At 47.8% G+C, this 17668-nt stretch carries 19 protein-coding genes; 15 read left to right on the top strand and 4 right to left on the bottom strand.

Annotated features, from left to right (window positions below; translation table 11 throughout):
• Positions 1-15 precede the first annotated feature (15 nt).
• Positions 16-795, bottom strand: a complete 780-nt coding sequence (udp, locus tag C3V36_02875) for a uridine phosphorylase (GenBank protein ID AVM68290.1) — start codon at positions 793-795, stop codon at positions 16-18.
• 356 nt (positions 796-1151) lie between these two features.
• Here udp and C3V36_02870 point away from each other — a divergent pair, with 356 nt between their 5' ends.
• The 7 genes from C3V36_02870 (at position 1152) to C3V36_02840 (ending at position 8353) form a co-directional block, all read left to right on the top strand.
• Positions 1152-2903, top strand: coding sequence for a beta-hexosaminidase (locus tag C3V36_02870; protein ID AVM68289.1), 1752 nt, complete (start codon positions 1152-1154; stop codon positions 2901-2903).
• A gap of 76 nt (positions 2904-2979) precedes the next feature.
• The gene (locus C3V36_02865) at positions 2980-3894 is read left to right on the top strand and encodes a sugar ABC transporter permease (protein ID AVM68288.1); all 915 of its coding nucleotides are present in this window, start codon (positions 2980-2982) and stop codon (positions 3892-3894) included.
• A complete protein-coding gene (locus C3V36_02860; protein AVM68287.1) occupies positions 3891-4724 on the top strand; it encodes a sugar ABC transporter ATP-binding protein in 834 nt (277 codons plus the stop codon). Before C3V36_02865 ends, C3V36_02860 begins: the two co-directional genes overlap by 4 nt.
• A gap of 60 nt (positions 4725-4784) precedes the next feature.
• Positions 4785-6206, top strand: a complete 1422-nt coding sequence (locus C3V36_02855; GenBank protein AVM68286.1) for a hypothetical protein — start codon at positions 4785-4787, stop codon at positions 6204-6206.
• Positions 6207-6424: 218 nt separating this feature from the next.
• Positions 6425-6787: a GntR family transcriptional regulator gene (locus tag C3V36_02850; GenBank protein AVM70416.1), complete on the top strand. Its 363-nt coding sequence runs from the start codon at positions 6425-6427 to the stop codon at positions 6785-6787.
• Between the two features lie 100 nt (positions 6788-6887).
• Complete coding sequence (locus C3V36_02845; GenBank protein ID AVM68285.1) at positions 6888-7583, top strand: ABC transporter ATP-binding protein; 696 nt, start codon at positions 6888-6890, stop codon at positions 7581-7583.
• The gene (locus C3V36_02840; protein AVM68284.1) at positions 7574-8353 is read left to right on the top strand and encodes a hypothetical protein; all 780 of its coding nucleotides are present in this window, start codon (positions 7574-7576) and stop codon (positions 8351-8353) included. Before C3V36_02845 ends, C3V36_02840 begins: the two co-directional genes overlap by 10 nt.
• A 218-nt stretch (positions 8354-8571) precedes the next feature.
• Here C3V36_02840 and C3V36_02835 read toward each other — a convergent pair whose 3' ends face one another.
• Genes C3V36_02835 through C3V36_02825 form a run of 3 tightly spaced genes read right to left on the bottom strand, consistent with a single transcriptional unit; the run spans position 8572 to position 10267 of the window.
• Positions 8572-8988, bottom strand: coding sequence for a hypothetical protein (locus tag C3V36_02835; protein ID AVM68283.1), 417 nt, complete (start codon positions 8986-8988; stop codon positions 8572-8574).
• Positions 8967-10016 (bottom strand): hypothetical protein, encoded by a 1050-nt coding sequence (locus tag C3V36_02830; GenBank protein AVM68282.1) that lies wholly within the window; start codon positions 10014-10016, stop codon positions 8967-8969. The genes C3V36_02835 and C3V36_02830 overlap by 22 nt, the downstream gene beginning before the upstream one ends.
• Positions 10017-10030: 14 nt before the next feature.
• Complete coding sequence (locus C3V36_02825; GenBank protein AVM68281.1) at positions 10031-10267, bottom strand: PTS sugar transporter; 237 nt, start codon at positions 10265-10267, stop codon at positions 10031-10033.
• Between the two features lie 133 nt (positions 10268-10400).
• Here C3V36_02825 and C3V36_02820 point away from each other — a divergent pair, with 133 nt between their 5' ends.
• From C3V36_02820 to C3V36_02785, 8 genes are all read left to right on the top strand, one after another.
• Positions 10401-10643, top strand: coding sequence for a hypothetical protein (locus tag C3V36_02820; protein ID AVM68280.1), 243 nt, complete (start codon positions 10401-10403; stop codon positions 10641-10643).
• A gap of 130 nt (positions 10644-10773) precedes the next feature.
• A complete protein-coding gene (locus tag C3V36_02815; protein ID AVM68279.1) occupies positions 10774-11010 on the top strand; it encodes a hypothetical protein in 237 nt (78 codons plus the stop codon).
• A gap of 36 nt (positions 11011-11046) precedes the next feature.
• Positions 11047-12435: a tRNA (N(6)-L-threonylcarbamoyladenosine(37)-C(2))-methylthiotransferase MtaB gene (locus C3V36_02810; protein ID AVM68278.1), complete on the top strand. Its 1389-nt coding sequence runs from the start codon at positions 11047-11049 to the stop codon at positions 12433-12435.
• Between the two features lie 521 nt (positions 12436-12956).
• Positions 12957-14150 (top strand): amino acid-binding protein, encoded by a 1194-nt coding sequence (locus tag C3V36_02805; protein AVM68277.1) that lies wholly within the window; start codon positions 12957-12959, stop codon positions 14148-14150.
• Positions 14151-14263: 113 nt separating this feature from the next.
• A complete protein-coding gene (locus C3V36_02800) occupies positions 14264-15145 on the top strand; it encodes a branched-chain amino acid ABC transporter permease (GenBank protein ID AVM68276.1) in 882 nt (293 codons plus the stop codon).
• Between the two features lie 19 nt (positions 15146-15164).
• The gene (locus tag C3V36_02795; protein ID AVM70415.1) at positions 15165-16130 is read left to right on the top strand and encodes a branched-chain amino acid ABC transporter permease; all 966 of its coding nucleotides are present in this window, start codon (positions 15165-15167) and stop codon (positions 16128-16130) included.
• A gap of 9 nt (positions 16131-16139) precedes the next feature.
• Positions 16140-16898 carry a hypothetical protein gene (locus C3V36_02790; GenBank protein AVM68275.1) on the top strand — a complete coding sequence of 253 codons (759 nt, stop codon included), beginning with the start codon at positions 16140-16142 and terminating at the stop codon, positions 16896-16898.
• 10 nt (positions 16899-16908) lie between these two features.
• Entirely contained in the window at positions 16909-17610 is a 702-nt protein-coding gene (locus C3V36_02785) for an ABC transporter ATP-binding protein (protein ID AVM68274.1), read from the top strand.
• Positions 17611-17668: the final 58 nt, after the last annotated feature.

Genomic DNA, 17668 nt, shown 5'->3' with positions numbered 1-17668 from the left:
CGGCTTTTTTGTTGTTTATTGTGCTGCCTGATCTTTAGCAATCAGCAGACGAACGGCCTCGACGGCTGCTTTGATAGCGGCTTCGGTATCATGCACCTGCCGGTCGGGCAGTCCCATTTCCCGGCGGGTCTGATTGGCGACAACCAGCAGAATGGAGCCGGCCCGCACCCGGCGGATTGCACTGACCACAAACAAAGTGGCTGATTCCATTTCCGAGGTTAAAACGCCGCAGCGCTTCCAGGCTTCCCACTTATTTAAAAGCATATAGCTGGTCGGCATATTTTCCGGCTCGTGCTGGCCGTAAAAAGAATCTTTGCATTGAACGACCCCGACATGATGCGGCAGCTTTAAATTGCGGCAGGCTTCGGCCAATGCGCTGGCGACTGTAAAATCGGGGACGGCCGGAAACTCGACCGGAGCGTATTCCCCGGCCGTTCCGTCCATACGAACGGCACCGCTGGCAACGACCACATGGCCGGCTTCCACTTCCGGCTGCATTCCGCCGGAGGTACCGACCCGAATCAGAGTTTTGGTGCCGATATGAATCAGCTCTTCTATGCCGATGGCAGTTGAGGGGCCGCCCATGCCGGTCGACATTACGCTGACCTTAACGCCGTTTAAAGTGCCGGTATAGGTAGTGTATTCGCGGTTTTGGCCGACAAAAACGGCGTTATCCAAATGTTCGGCAATTTTCTGCACCCGTCCCGGGTCGCCGGGCAGGATAACATATTCGCCGACATCGCCGGCTTTTAGCCCAATATGATATTCTTTATCTGTGGTATATACAACTGACATATGCTACCTCCTTTAAGCGGATGATGGATTGGCCGGCTGCCGACAGCCGGCTTTCTTTATCAGTATAAACGAAGAGGGCGAAAGATTCAAGAATTTTTCAAAATTAACGAAGGGGAAAGAACAAGTTTTAAGCAAGATAAACAAAAAACAATTAATAAAATTAGGAATATCAAACAAAAATAATAAGTGTTCAAGATTTTGATAAAATAAATTAAAAAATCACTGGTAAATTTTTAGGAAATATGATATTTTAGTCAGGTAATGGTTTCAACTTCCCCATGTTCGACAGAACAGCCTTTTCGCCCTTTGAGCTTAGGTGAAAGGCAAACAATTCACGGAAGGATAAGGGTAAAAAGATGGTAGATTTAACAGCAAGGCCATATTATTTAAAGGAAGAAGATATTAGATGGGTCAGGGAGACGATCGCGTCGATGACTCTGGAAGAAAAGATCGGACAGCTTTTTGTCAATATGGGTTCTTCCCGGGAAGAAGCCTATTTAAAGCATATGGTGCAAACCTATCATATCGGCGCTGTTCGATACAATCCGGGTTTGGCCGAGGAAGTATATGAGCAGAACCGGATTTTACAGGAAAACTCCAAAATTCCGCTGCTGATTGCAGCCAATACCGAAGCCGGCGGCAACGGTGCCTGCAAGGACGGTACTGAGGTCGGGGTGGAGGTTAAGATCGGCGCGACCGATGATGCTCACTATGCCTATGAAATGGGGCGGGTGGCCGGTGTGGAAGCGGCAGCGGTCGGCTGCAACTGGAGTTTTGCGCCGATTGTTGATATTATGTATAATTGGCGCAATCCCATTATTTCCAGCCGCTCCTTTGCCAATGATCCGGATAAAGTGCTGGAAATGGCACTGGCTTATATGAAGGGGATACGGGAGAGCGGCATTGCTCCGGCCGCCAAGCATTTCCCAGGCGATGGGGTGGACGAGCGGGATCAGCATCTGTCGTTCAGCATTAACAGCTTGTCTTGTCAGGAGTGGGATCAAACTTACGGCAAAGTATACCGGGGTTTGATCGAGGCGGATCTGCCGTCGATCATGGCCGGGCACATTCATCTGCCAGCTTACAGCCGTCATTTTAACCCGGAACTAAAAGACAAAAATACGTTGCCGGCCACTTTGTCCAAAGAGCTGCTGACGGATTTGCTGCGCGGCCAGCTTGGTTTTAACGGGCTGATTGTGACCGATGCCAGCCATATGGTCGGTATGACTTCGGCCATGAAGCGGTCGGAAGTTCTGCCGACTGCCATTGCTGCCGGCTGCGACTTATTCTTGTTTTTTAACGATCCGGACGAGGATTTTGAGTATATGATGCAGGGCTATCGGAATGGGATCATTACCGAAGAGCGGCTGGAAGAGGCACTTTATCGGATTTTGGGTTTGAAAGCACATCTGGGACTGCATCGCAAGGCTAAGAGCGAAATCCTGCCGCCGAAAGCGGAAGCGCTGGCGAAGATCGGTTTGCCCGAGAATCAAAAGCTTTTCAGGGAAGTGGCCGATAAGGCAATTACGCTGGTTCGGGAAGAAAAAGGCGTACTGCCGCTGACACCGGAGAGATATCCCAGAATCCTGCTGGTTGAAGTCAAAGGAGTCGAGGGCGGCTTCGGTGAGCTTCTGGGCGGCGGCGGCCAGCCGATGCAGTGGATGAAAGAGAGTTTGGAAGCACAGGGCTTTACGGTTACGATTTATGAATCGCCGATGCAAAAGCTGATGAAACTGCCGAAAGAGGAGTTTATTAAAAATATTGGTTCGATTTATGCGCAGAAGGCCCCGATCAGTAAAATCACTGAAAATTATGATTTGGTCATCAATCTGGTCAATGTGAATCCGTCAACGGTGCAGCGAACGGTCTGGCCGCTGAGCAAGGGAACGCCGGATGTTCCGTTTTATGTGCATGAACTGCCGACGGTGGTGGTTTCCATTCAATGTCCGTATCACCTGGCAGATATTCCGCAGGCACAGACCTATATCAATACTTATGACAGCCGTCAGGTCACTTTGGAGGTGCTGACCGAAAAGCTGACCGGCCGGAGTCCGTTTACCGGCGTCAGCAATATTGATGTGTTGTGCGGAGACTTGCTGAATTATTAGGGTGGATGAGGAAAAGCTGCGCCGGCGGAAGTTTTAAGCGCTTGGCGGCGCAGGCTTAAACAAAGGAGAAGGTGTCATGGGAAATCATACAGTGCGCAATAAAAGAGAGCGAAGAGAGTTCTGGACGGGAATACTGTTTATTTTGCCGGGACTGCTGGGTTTTTTGGTGTTTATTTTGATTCCGGTTATTATCTCGGTCATTTTGAGCTTTTGCAAATGGGATTTTTTGCAGGGGCTTTCGGCCATTCGCTTTCATGGTTTGGCTAATTATGCTAAATTATTTACTGACGTTTGGTTTTTGGAGTCTTACCGAAATAATATCATGTTTACTTTGATTACAGTACCGGCTTTGACGGTGCTTGGACTGGTTACTGCCGAAATTTTAAACCGTTATATTTTGGGCAAAGCCCCGGTTCGGGTAATGTTTTTTATTCCCTATATTGCCAGCGTAGTTGCGGTTTGCGCGGTTTGGCAGGTGCTGTTTCATCCCAGTTTTGGGCCGATCAATTCGTTTTTGCATTCGATCGGGATGCAAAATCCCCCCAAGTGGCTGGCTGATTTAAAGTGGTCCCTGCCATCGGTGATGATTATTTATATCTGGCAAAACGTGGGTTATTATGCGGTTGTATTTTTAGCGGGGCTAAAGGGCATTTCCAAAGAACTGTACGAAGCGGCAGCCATTGACGGCGCCGGACCGGTGCGTCAGTTTTTTTCGGTGACGGTGCCTTTGATTCGGCCGACAACCTTCTTTTTGGTGACGATGGGGATTATCGGTTCGTTTAAAGTTTTTGATCATATCAGTGTGCTGACTCAGGGCGGGCCGGGCAGTTCCAGTTCGGTGATGGCATATTATGTCTATCGTAAGGCCTTTGAAGAATATGATATGGGCTATGCCAATGCATTGGCCTGGGCGCTGTTTGTCCTGATTTTTGCGGTGACATTGATTCAATTCCGGCTGCAAAAGAGTTTTGATGGGCAGGTGAAAGCATGAACAAAAAATTAGGTGTGGGCAAGATTATTCTGACCGTTATTTTTTGGCTGATTGGATTTAGCATGCTGCTGCCGCTGATTTGGATGATTTCCGCTTCGTTCAAAATGGAGGCGGATGTCTTTAACTTTCCGATTCAATGGATTCCGCCCCGGTTTAACGGGATTGAAAATTATAAGGCGGTATGGGGGAAGCAATATAATTTCGGACTGTATTATTGGAACTCGATTTGGCTGACTGTGGCAGCGACTGCTTTACAGATGTTTGTATCATCCCTGGGCGCTTACGGCTTTTCCAAGGTGCATTGGAAAGGTCGGGACCAAGTCTTTGTTCTTTACCTGGCGACGATGATGATTCCGCCGCAGGTAACGATTGTGTCCCAGTTTTTGATTGCCAAGCAAATCGGGCTGTATAATACGCATTTGGGTTTGATTTTGCTTTATATGTTCAGTGTTTACGGAGTATTTTTGCTGCGGCAGAGTATGCTGGGCATTCCGGAATCCTTGTCCGAGTCGGCTAAAATTGACGGAGCCAGTCATTTCCGGGTGTTTTTGCAGATCATTTTCCCGCTGACCAAACCGGCGCTGGCAACGCTGGGGATACTAAAGTTTGTTTGGACCTGGAACGATTATCAGGCACCGCTCGTGTTTTTAAGCTCCAGAAAGCTGTATACGATTCAGCTGGGGATGAAGCAGTTTGCCTCGGAAGCGGGTAATTATTATTCGCTGATTATGGCGGCGGCCGTGTCTTCCATTATTCCGCTGGTCATTGCCTTTTTGTTCGGGCAGCGCTTTGTGATTGATGGTATTGCCAGCGGTGCGGTTAAGGGATAGCGGAATAAGAAGTTTTTGATTAAGGTAACTTTTTGCCGGCGCTGCCCTGACAGAGGACGGATGCCGGGAAATCACAATAAAATAGGGAGGAAAATTATGAAAAAAATTGTAAGTTTTATTTTAGCGATGATGCTGATCGTTTCGCTGGCGGCCTGCGGTGAGTCGGGCAAGACCGAGCAGAAAACACCTCAGCCGGAAGGAAAGACGGAGGAAAATAAGACCGAGGCCAACAAGACAGAAACCCCCGCGACCAGCTCAGGCGAAGAGGTAACGCTCCGGTTTGTCGGCTGGCAGACCAATCATCAGGAAGAGGATAAAAAAGCGGCAGAAGAATATAATAAGCTACATCCGAATATTAAGGTTGTCTTTGATTATTACGGCGATCAAAACGCCAGTGAGTATACCAAAAAGGTTGACCTGATGCTGATGGGCGGCGAGGAAATGGATATTGTGGCAACGGCGGCCGTACCGGAGCATACGCAAAGAGCGTCGTCCGGCGCATATTTGGCCTTGGATGATTATTTTAAGGCTGAGGGGGTTGACCCCAAGGAGACATATTCCTGTCTGCCGGTAGTTGACGGTAAAGTATATTGCATGCCGGCCGATTGGAAGGCTTGGTTTGTGCTGCTCAATAAGAGTTATTTGGAAGAAGCCGGTTTGCCGATTCCGAGCCTGGACTGGACCTGGCAGGATTATGAGGAGTATGCGCTTAAACTGACCAAGGGTGAGGGCGCAGAAAAGAGATATGGCGGATATTTCCATTTATGGGATACCTTTAACTATTTAGGTGTTGTCTCTGCCAAGATGGATAATGCGCTGCTCAAAGCCGATGGCAGCTTAAACTATGACGATCCCAATCTGAAAGCCTGGCTTGAGTTCAGAAATCAGCTGGAAAACGTGGATAAATGCTCGGCGCCTTTTGCTGAGGCCAAGGCCATGAATATGAATTACCGGTCGAAGTTCTTTAATGGTGAGATTGCAATGCTGCCGATCGGCAGCTGGATGATCAATGAACTGGATGATCAGGGCAAATATCCGCATGATTTTCAGACGACTTTTGCGCCGCTGCCCGTATTTAAGGATGGAAAAGCAGGACGGACTTTGGTGGAAGCTCATTTTTATTCGGTATCAAAGAACTCTAAACATCCGCAGGAAGCCTATGATTTTCTGCGCTTCTATACCACGGAAGGCATGAAAATCCGCGGTGTGAGCATTTCGGCGGTTAAGGGCGAGGACCGGATGGAATATGTTGAAAAGATGGTCGATGATCCGAAGTACTGCGATATGGAAGCCCTGAAAAATGTGTTAAATAACCCGGCTTGGGAAGATAACTTATTTGTCACCATTCCCAAATATCAGGTTCAGCTGACTAAGCTCTTGACAGAGGAAACGGAAAAATACCTGCTGGGCGAAAATGATATTGACAAAGCAATCAGCGAAATGATGAGCCGCGGTCAAAAGATCGTTGAGGAAAATAAATAAACTCAGGCGGCAAAGCATGAGATATTTTTGAGTCGGTAGGCATCCGTCTGCCGGCAAGATAAGTAAAGAGCGAAAAACCCGACTGTCGGATGAAACCGGCAGCCGGGTTTTAAGTTTTTTTAAAATTTCGCTTGACATTTTTCAACTATTGTATTAATATAACAATACAGTAAGACAACAAATCTAATCCAGTGGAAGGAGGACATACAGTGTGGCAGATGGATTCTAGCCGGCCGATTTATATTCAGCTGGTAGAGCGAATTACCCGTGAGATTATTGCCGGCAAATATCAGCCGGGCGAGAAGATGCCGACGGTCAGGGAGCTGGCGGAGACCGCCAGAGTCAATCCGAATACGATGCAAAAGGCATTTTCCCAGTTGGAGCAGGAGGGTATGCTCTTCGCGGATCGAACGGTCGGCCGTTACGTGACGCAGGACAGAGAGCGGATCAAAGCCAAAGGCCGGCAGCTGGCCCGGCAGTTGGGAGAAAGCTTTCTGGCGGATATGAAGTCGTTGGGACTTGGGGAAGAAGAAATTATGGAGCTTTTAAAAGAATTGACAGAACAGGAAAAAAAGGCTTAAGCAGCAAAGCGGCAAGAGCGCGAGGTATTTTTGGAAAGCACCGCCAAGCATGGCCGCGGCGGATAAAAGCGGGCGCAGATTCCGATACAAGGAGGAATAAATGAAAATAGAGATGATTCAGCTGGGAAAAAAGTATGGTTCTTTCCCGGCACTGCAAAATGTAAACCTGACTTTGGGGCAAGGGCGAATCGTCGGGCTGCTGGGGCCGAATGGTTCCGGCAAGACGACTTTGATCAAGCTGCTGAACGGACTGATTCAGCCAAGTACAGGCCAGATTCTGCTGGACGGGGAAAAGCCCGGACCGAAGTCAAAGGGCAGGATTTCTTATTTACCGGATAAATCGTACCTGAACTCACAAATGACGGTTGAGCAGCTGGTGGATTTGTTTGCGGATTTTTATACTGATTTTAATGTGGAAAAAGTAAATCATTTGCTGAAAGACTTAAATATTCCGGTTCAGAAAAAATTGAAAACTCTGTCGAAAGGAACGCAGGAAAAGGTGCAGCTGGCACTGGTGATGAGCCGGGAAGCCGAGGTCTATTGCTTGGACGAGCCGATTGGCGGGGTTGATCCGGTGGCAAGGGATTATATCCTGCAAACGATTATTTCACAGTATAACCGAGATGCGCTGGTGATTATTTCCACGCACTTGATTTATGACGTCGAAAATGTGCTGGATGATGTGGTGATGATCAAAAACGGCAGTATTTTCCTGTATGACTCGGTTGAAAATATTAGGGAAAGGGAACAGAAATCGGTTGATGAGATGTTCCGGGAGGTAATGAGATGGTACTAAAATTAATCAAGCACGAATTTAAATATTTGGGTCGCTACCTGCTGTTGATTTGGACGGGGCTGCTGCTGATGATTGTGTCGCAAAGATTTTTGGTTGAGCTTCGGGACAGTGACATTATGCTGCTGGAGATAGCGGCCGGTATGGCGGTACCGGTACTTATTTTCAGTTTAATTGCCATGCATTTAGTTACCTTTGTAGTGGTGATCCTCCGCTTTTATCAAAATATGTTTACCGGCGAGGGCTATCTGACCTTTACTTTACCGGTGAAAATCTGGCAGATCATTTTTTCCAAGCTCTTAGTCGGCTTTGTGATTATGTTAGTGCCGCTGGCAGTAACAATTGCAGTCGGGCTTAGCTTTTTAAACATCAGTCAGTTTACTGAGATAGTAATTGAAGGGATTCGTTATTATTGGCAGTCCGGCTATTCTCTGATTACGTTGGTGCTGATTGGTCTGACCATGATGGTTGGCATGATTATACAGATTGTGGATTTTTATCTGGCGATGAGCTTTGGACAGTTAGCTAACCGCAATAAGGTTGTTTTTTCCATCATTTCCTATATCGGCATTTATACGGTGAAGCAATTGGTGAGTACGGTATTGATGGCCGGCTTATTTATGAGCGGTTATTTGGAAAGCCTGAATGATAAGTTTTTGCCGGGTACAATCAATGGGATGATGGGGCTGACGCTGCTGATGACAACGGCGCTGCTGGTACTTGAGTGGCTGTTGGTCAATTATCTGTGTAAGAATAAATTGAATTTAGAGTAAAAGGAGAAAAACACAGATTTTTCAGCGTATTATAGTAAAATGACATTTCAAAATATCCTATTTTATTATTATATTCTTAAAATAGATGAATTTCAAGAATTGACATTGAATTTTAAGAGTATATAGGCTCCCCCGTAATTGTCATAAAAGAACCGCCAAGTATCGGCAGTGAATATTAACTGTCGATACTTGGCGGTTTTTTATGAGTGCACCGGCACTTACCTGAAAACATCTAAGGGCTGACCGGTCTGCCACGGCAACCCCAAGATTTTGGCAAAGGTTGGCGCTTCATCTAATAGGCTGATTTCGCCCAAATGCAGATGATGCCGAATCTCCGGGCCTTTCAGCAGCAGAGTTGTCTTCAGGTTCGGCTGGCTGGGCAGGAAACCGTGGGTTGCCACATAAGAGCCGGGGATTTGGCTGGTCGGCGTTAAATAGTTTTCTAAAATATCCTGGACAAAGGCGTAACCATCGCTTGCCTCTATGACATAGGAGAACGGGCCGCTTAGCTGAAAACGAAGATTGGCTTCGGCTCTGGTGTAGCAGGCTTTAAACGGCTTTTCCGGGAGCCGCAGCAAAGCGTCCAGCAAAATTTCAATTTGGCTTTGCAGCTTTACGTCCTGCGGGTCATGCAAATACGATGCAAAGAGCCGTCGGCGTTGGCGCCGTAGGCTTTCCAAGTGGTAACCCGGCCCTGTTCGTCGGTTTGCAGGAAGCCCAAATCTTTTAACAAACGGTTGAAAGAAATAGCGGTCTGGTAGTCCTGAAAACCATGGTCGCCGAAAACGGCAAAGGTGGTTTCCTCATAAATTCCCATTTGCTTGGTCAGCCAAATAATTTCTTCCACCCTTTTAGCAGCGGAGAGCAGTGCCGTTTTGGCCGGCGCTGAAAATGTGCCGTGGTGATGCCGGGCATCGTCTAACTCCGTCAAATGAAGCGCTGCCAGCCGGGGCTTTTTCTTGCGCAAAATATCTTTAAATAAAGCAGAGGAAAAGTTATCCAAATATGGCTGCTGAATCCCTTTGGTTTTAGGGGCATGACGCAGAGCGTCAAACAGGAGCGAGCGGGTGCCGGTTTTCCAAAAGAGGGAAAGCTGGCTTTCGCCGGTATGGGAAAATATTTCCGGGAAATTATAGGTAATGCTCTTGCTGCCGGCCATGACCGGGTAAAGCACCGCCGCCGAGGTCAGTCCGGCCGAATAAGCCGCGTCAAACAGGGTCGGTGCCTGAATGTCTTTTTCATACCAGAACCAGTCATGCTTCGGTGATTTTTCCGGTTCGGGGATTTCGTTGTTGAAAATGCCGTGAACCTTGGGCGGAGTGCCGGTAATAATGCTGGTATGGCAGGGATAGGTCAGGCTGGGATAAATGGGCGCGACCTTGGGAAAATAGGCGCCGTTTTCAATGAAATCCTGAAAAACCGGCAAATGTTTAAAAATGGCATGATCCTTGGCGTTTAAGGCGTCAATGGAAATCAGTATCAAATATTTACTCATAAAAACCTCGCTTTCGTGAAAAACTATGGAGCAGATAAAAAGTCGGATCGGCTGCTTGTCTGAACTGGAAATAAGAAGGGGCTGCTGCAAAATACAGCTTTTACACAAGATATTGCGATAAAACGCAAAGATTTTTTCTGAATCTTGTGTAAAAATCTTAAAATGCAACAGCCCCTTTTTATTTATGCTTCCACTAAAAAAGGTTTTAAATCTTCTAAAATTTGCTCAATTTCATTCGCATCATGTATCTTTAAAGTAATCGGCTTGGATAGATCCAAACTGAAGATGCCCATGATCGACTTGGCATCGATAACGTACCGGCCGGAAACTAAGTCAAAGTCTGCGTCGTACTTGCCGACAACGTTTACAAAAGATTTTACCTTATCAATGGAGTTCAGTGATACAGAAACCGTATTCATTGTTTTCCTCCTTTTTGTTTAATGACTCATCGAAAAAACTGCCTGCGGCATAACCGCTCTATTTTTTACTATATCACAGACCGGCGGATAGTCAAGTTAAAAAAGGATTACAAATTGAAGCGCGCAAGCATAAATGAATGCGACCGCGAAGCGGGCATATTCATTTTGCGGCGCTTCACCGGCAGACAGGGAGCACGAAGTGCGGCAAATGCGGAGCATTTGGTCTGCTGGTGAAAAACAGCCGATAAGTCAAAAGTTGAAGCGCGCAAGCATAAATGAATGCGACCGCGAAGCGGGCATATTCATTTTGCGGCGCTTCACCGGCAGACAGGGAGCACGAAGTGCGGCAAATGCGGAGCATTTGGTCTGCTGGTGAAAAGTAATACTTGCTGAATAAAGTTAAAGTGATTATAATCATAGTTGAGTTAAAAACTCAACTTTCCCATGTTCTGCAAAGCCAGAAACTTCTTTTTTAGGTAGGTCGCCCACCCGGGCAGAAACGCGGAGTGTTTCGACCAGGGCAGACCACCTGCCGGGCAGAAGTGCGTAATACTTTGATCAGGGGTTTGTTGGAGCTCGTTGCTGCCGGAAAGACTGCGTCTTTCGGAGACGGCGGAACGGAATGTGATTTACAAAGCAAATTGCGAGAGCGGATTCAGGCAGATTGCTCGCCGGGGCAGAAAGCGAAACTTTCGAGCAGGGTAGGTCGCCACCCGGGCAGAAGTGCGCAACGCTTTGATTAAGGAGAAGTTGAGTTAAAAATAGAAATTGGAGGAACTATGACAGATCATATAATAGAAAAAAATGCAACCGCGCAGCCAAAGCTCACGGCCGGGTCGTTAAAGACCGGAGCATCCGGCCGACAAAAGAGCTTTCATATCCTGACGCTGGGCTGCAAGGTCAATCAATACGAAAGCGAAGCCATTCGGGAGATTTTTTTAGCGGACGGTTATCGGGAAAGTACGGCGCTGGAAACGGCGGATGTTTATATTGTCAACACCTGTACGGTAACCAATATCGCCGCTAAAAAATCGCGGCAGATGTTGGCCAGAGGCAAAAAGAAAAACCCCGACTGCGTGGTGATTGCCGTTGGCTGCTATGTGCAGCGAGAACATCAGACGTTAAAGGAAAGTTTGGGGATTGATATTTTAATCGGCAACCATCGCAAAAAGGAGATTTTAACGCTGCTCGGCGACTTTTACCGCGGCCGGGAAATTGTGGATGCGGTGGAGGAGGGTTATCATAAGCCGGAATATGAAGACCTGCGGATCGCCGGCCGGCATGAGCGGGCGCGGGCGACGATTAAGGTGCAGGACGGCTGCAATCAATTTTGTACCTATTGCATTATTCCCTTTGCCAGAGGGCGGGTCAGGAGCCGGCGGCCGGGTAGGATTTTAGAGGAAATCAAGGGACTGGCGGAGGCGGGCTATCAGGAGTTTGTCATTACCGGGATTCATTTGACCTCTTACGGTCTGGATTTTTCCGAGGAAATCGGTCTGATTGATTTACTGGAAGAAATTGATCGGATTGAGGGCGTCCGCCGGATTCGCTTAGGCTCTTTAGAGCCGCGGCTGATCACACCGGAATTTGCCGACCGCATTGCGAAGCTAAAGCATCTTTGCCCGCATTTTCATCTGTCGCTGCAAAGCGGCTCGGACGCGGTTTTGGCCGGAATGAACCGGCGCTATCGCACGGCGGACTTTGCGGCCGGTGTCCGGCTGCTCCGTCAGATTTACGAAGCCCCGGCGATTACAACTGATATTATTGTCGGTTTTCCGGGGGAAAGTGAGGCTGAATTTAAGAAAGGACTGGAGTTTGTCAGAGAGATTGGCTTTGCCGATTTGCATGTTTTTAAATATTCTAAGCGGGCAGGCACCAAGGCAGCGAATATGCCGAATCAGGTGGCAGAGGAAGTGAAAAACATAAGAAGCAGTCAGATGATTGCCTTGGGGGAGGCTTCCAAGCGGGCTTACTTGCAGGGCTTTATCGGCCGGATGGCGGAGATTTTGCCGGAGGAGGAGGTACAGCTGGACGGCCGGAATTATACGGTCGGCCATACCAGAGAGTATATCAAGGCCTATCTGCCGGCGGCTGACAAAGAGCCGGTTGAAATTAGCGTCAAATTAGGGGAAGTTTATGCCGACGGGATGACGGCGGAGTGGCGGTGATAGATAAAATGCGTTCCGCAAATGGATAATTACATATGACACTGCCTGTGAAAGCAAGCTTTCCCGAGCAGTATCAGGCATAACTATCCGCTATAGACAAAGTGTGTTCAGGCAAGCCATTCGCAATTCGCCGAAATGACTTTCGTCGAATTGCTCATGTTTGCGTTCCGCAAATGGAAGCTTTCCCGAGTAGTATCAGGCATAACTATCCGCTATAGACAAAATACGTTCAGGCCAAGGCACCCAGAATTCGCTGGCGCGAATTCTGGGTGTTTGCGTTCCGCAAATGGATAATTACATATGACACTGCCTGTGAAAGCAAGCTTTCCCGAGCAGTATCATATATAATTATCCGCTTGCCTGAACTAATTGCAAAAATTACTTGATTTTGCAAGATGAATGATGTATAATTGCATTTACATTTACAAATGACATAAAAATCAACAATTATAGGGGAAAGAAATTGTAAAAGTGCAAGAAAATGAAAACGAGTTGCAAAAGCAAGAAAGGGGAAAATTTTTATGAAAAAAATGTTAGCATTATTGCTGGGCTTGGCCCTGGCAGTTACCGCCTGCGGTAATTCGACTACGGAGACTAAAACAGAAACGAAAACGGAAACTCAAACCGAAACCAAAACAGAGACCACGGCCGGTCAAGACGGAGCAGAAGTCAAAATCGGAATGTTAGCGCCGCTGAGCGGACCGATTGCTGAGTACGGTATAGCTTCCAGCAACGGAACCAAGTTGGCCTTTGAAATCTTAAATGGCAAAAAGTATCTGGACGGTCAGACTATCCAGCCCGTGATTTACGATACGGAGGCTGACCAAACCAAAGCAGTTAACCTTTTTAATAAGCTGGTCAGCAATGATAAGATTGCCGCGCTGGTAGGTCCGGTTATTTCCTCTACCTCGCTGGCAGTGGCACCGGTAGCGCAGGAAGAAAACATCCCGATGATTACTCCGACCGGTACGCATTTAGATATTACGCCGGATTATCCCAATGTTTTCCGGGCCTGCTATATTGACCCCTATCAGGGCATGCTGGCCGGACAGTTTGCGGTTGAAAATTTGGGCGTTAAGAAAGTAGCGATTGTTTATAATGTCGGCAGCGATTACTCGGTTGGATTGGCGGAAGAGTTTAAAAAAGTAGTAGAAGCGGCTGGTCTGACGATTGTCAGCAATGAAGGTTATAATGAAGACGATAAGGATTTCAGCGCGCTGGCGGCTAAGATTAAGGCCGGACAGCCGGAGCTGGTATTTGTGCCGGATTATTATAATAAGGTCGGCATTCTGGTCGGTCAGTTAAAAACGGCCGGAGTCGAGGCTGCATTCTTAGGCGGCGACGGCTGGGATGGCGTTTTGGCTAATTACGCTAAGGAAGCGGAAGGCTGCTATTATCTGACTCACTTCTCAACGGCTGATACCAGTGAAGCGGCAGTTGAGTTTGTAAACGCATATCGGGAAAAGTATAGTGCGGAACCGAGTTCGTTTGCTGCTCTGGGTTATGATGCCGGTCAGGTCATTGTCGAAGCGGTTAAAAAAGCCGGCTCGACAGATGCGGCAGCCATTGTCAAGGCTTTAAATGAGATGGAGTTTGAAGGTATTACCGGTGTTCTCAAGTTCGATGAAAACGGGAATCCCAAAAACAAGGATGTTACCGTAATCAAAGTAGTGGACGGGAAAGCAGTCGTAGAAGCAAAAGTCAAAGGAAAGTAAGGATTACATCAGGTCTAACGACAGGCCGCGGCATTAAAGTTTGGCACAAGAGGATGATTGTGTGAAAAACCTTCCATGCGGCGGCCTTTTTGCAACAAAACAAGGAGGATATCATGGCGGAATTGTTCCAGCAAATTATAAACAGTCTTCATGTGGGCAGTATTTATGCCTTGATTGCCTTGGGCTATACGATGGTGTACGGCATCGTGCAGCTGATTAATTTTGCGCATGGGGATATTTTGATGGTGGGCGCTTATTTTACTTTTTTTGGCCTGACAGCCTACCGTCTGCCCTTTGGTGTGGCGCTCCTGGGAGCGGTGATTGTCTGCGCGCTGTTAGGTATGCTGATTGACAGGATTGCTTACAAGCCATTGCGCAGCGCTCCCCGGATTTCGGCGCTGATTACGGCGCTGGGTGTCAGCATGCTCCTGGAAAACGGTTTTCGTTATTTGTTCGGAGCTGACTCCAAGCGGATGCCGGAGATTATTAAAGCGGAAAATGCGGTTCGCCTGGGCGGAGTGCGGATTTCCTACATGACCTTCATTACGATTGGAGTGGCGGTGGCCTTTATGCTGCTGCTTCGGCTGATTGTTCATTATACCAAAACCGGCAAAGCCATGCGATCGGTATCGGAGGATACAAAAGCTTCGCAGCTGATGGGCATCAATGTTGACCGGACGATTGCGGTTACCTTTGCAATCGGTTCGGCCTTAGGGGCGGTCGGTGGTATTTTATACAGTATGAATTATTACGAGGTTCAGCCCTATATGGGTATGATGCCGGGATTAAAAGCTTTCGTGGCCGCAGTCTTAGGCGGGATCGGCAGTATTCCGGGAGCGATGCTGGGCGGTTTTGTCATCGGCGGCGTGGAAACGATTACCAGGGGCTATATTTCAACCACCTGGGCGGATGCTTTTGTATTTGGAATTTTGATTTTGGTGCTGATTTTTAAACCGGCCGGTATTTTAGGCAAGAATGTCAAGGAAAAAGTATAGAAAGGGGAGCAAAATGGAAATAAAAAAGTTCCGAAAAAATTATATTATTAATTTTATTGCCGTTCTGCTTCTTTTTGGGGCGGTTTTGCTCTGCTGGCAGGCGGGGCTCTTAAACAGCTATTATCAGGGAATTCTGATTGTGGCCGGAATCAATATTATGGCTGCTTCTTCGCTTAATCTGGCGGCCGGCTACATGGGGCAGCTGGCTTTGGGGCATGCCGGATTTATGGCCATCGGTGCCTATACCGCCGCTTTGATTGGTCTGCATACCGGTCTGCCGGGCGGGCTGAAATTAGTTGTCGGGATTTTGTGCGGTGCCCTGGTGGCGGGCATTTTCGGGATCTTGATCGGTATCCCGGCACTGCGTCTGCGCGGTGATTATTTGGGAATTGTAACCCTCGGCTTTGGTGAAATTATTCGAATTGCCCTGTATAATCTGCCTTTTACCGGCGGAGCGGCGGGCTTAAAAAAGATTCCGAAACTGATTAATTTGCCGATTTTACTGGTGATTTTGATATTGGTTATGACCTTTTTGTTTTTATTTGTGCGTTCACGCCATGGCCGGGCGCTGCTATCGATTAAAGAAGATGAAATTGCCGCCGAATCGGTGGGCGTACCGACCATTTATTATAAGGTTTACGGCTTTGCCGTATCGGCATTTTTAGCCGGGGTGGCCGGCGGGGCACTGGCTTTTTTCCAGCGGGCACTGGATCCGAATAAGTTTAAGTTCATGTTGTCGGTTGAGTTTTTTATTATCGTGGTTTTGGGCGGCATGGGCAGCTTTACCGGAACGATTTTAGCGGGCCTGTTTTTGGCGCTGGTCAATGAGTTTTTATATCAGGTTGATGAGCTGCGGCTGGTAATTTACGCAGTGCTTTTGATTTTGGTGATGATTTTTAAGCCGAGCGGGCTTTTGGGCAGTCGGGAGTTTTCCCTGACCGGCACGCTGGGCTGGCTGAAAAACAAGCTGACCGGAAAGAAATAGGAGGGCGAAATGGAATTACTGACAACGAGGGACGTGGGAATTGCTTTCGGCGGCCTGCAGGCGGTGGGTCATTTTGATATTTCTTTGCAGGAAAACGAACTGGTCGGTTTGATTGGGCCGAACGGAGCCGGTAAAACTACGATTTTTAATTTGTTGACCGGAGTTTACCAGCCGACCGAGGGTGAGATTTATTTTAACGGTCAAAAAACAAATAATAAAAAACCGGCCGATATTGTAGCCCTGGGTATGGCCAGAACCTTTCAAAATATTCGCTTGTTTAAAAATCTGAGCGTGATTGACAATATCAAGATTGCTTTTCAGAAAAAGCTGAATTATTCAGCTTTAGCGGCGGTGCTGCGGCTGCCGGTGTATTGGCGGCAGGAAAAGCAAATTGAAGAAGAGGCGATTAAACTTTTGGCGCTGTTTCATATGGAAGAGGATGCGGATAAACTGGCTAAAAACTTGCCTTACGGCAAACAGCGCAAGCTGGAAATTTGCCGGGCTTTGGCAACCGGGCCAAAGCTGCTTTTGCTGGATGAACCGGCGGCCGGCATGAATCCGCAGGAAACCAAGGAACTGATGGAAACGATTCGTCTGGTACGGGAGAACTTTCATTTGACGATTCTTTTAATCGAACATGATATGAATCTGGTCATGGGGATTTGTGAACGGCTGATTGTCATTGATTATGGTCAGATCATTGCCAAGGGAACGCCGGAAGAGATTAAGGTCAATAAACAGGTAATTAAGGCGTATTTGGGCAGTTAGGAGGCGGAAAATGCTGAGAGTGGAAGGAATCAATGTATTTTACGGCGCAATCCATGCTTTAAAAAATGTCAGTTTTGAAGTGGGGGAAGGGGAAGTGGTTTCCCTGATTGGCGCCAACGGAGCCGGTAAGACAACGATTATGCATACTTTATCCGGCTTGCTCAAAGCTTCCGGCGGTAAGATTTGGCTGCAGGATACGGAGATTACGGCTGTGCCGGCGGAAAAAATTGTGGGCATGGGACTGGTCCAGGTGCCGGAAGGACGCCGGATTTTCGGGCGGATGAGCGTGCTGGAGAATCTGATGATGGGCGCTTATCTGCGCCGGGATAAAAAGGAAATTGCTGAAGATATTGAAAAAATGTATTTGCGCTTTCCCCGGTTAAAAGAAAGAAGTAAACAGCCGGCCGGAACGATGAGCGGCGGTGAACAGCAGATGCTGGCGATTGCCCGGGCTTTGATGAGCCGGCCCAGACTTTTACTGATGGATGAGCCGTCGATGGGGCTGGCGCCGATTTTAGTCAATGAAATCTTTCATATTATAAAGGATATCAATCAGCAGGGCATGACGGTTTTGCTAGTCGAGCAAAATGCCAATAAAGCGCTGTCGATTGCCGACCGAGCCTATGTGCTGGAAACCGGCAGCATTGTTATGACCGGTTCCGGCCAGGAGCTGCTGCATGACGACCGGGTGCGGCAGGCATATTTGGGCTAAAGCAAATTTGTGACCGAAAAAAGTTTTTAACCGGCCAAACGAGGTCACGGCTTAAGCC

This window comes from Lachnospiraceae bacterium oral taxon 500, assembly GCA_002999035.1.
Classification (GTDB): Bacteria; Bacillota; Clostridia; order Lachnospirales; family Vallitaleaceae; genus W11650.
The sequence above is the reverse complement of the archived record's forward strand: the minus strand, read 5'-3'. Positions and strand labels throughout refer to the sequence as shown.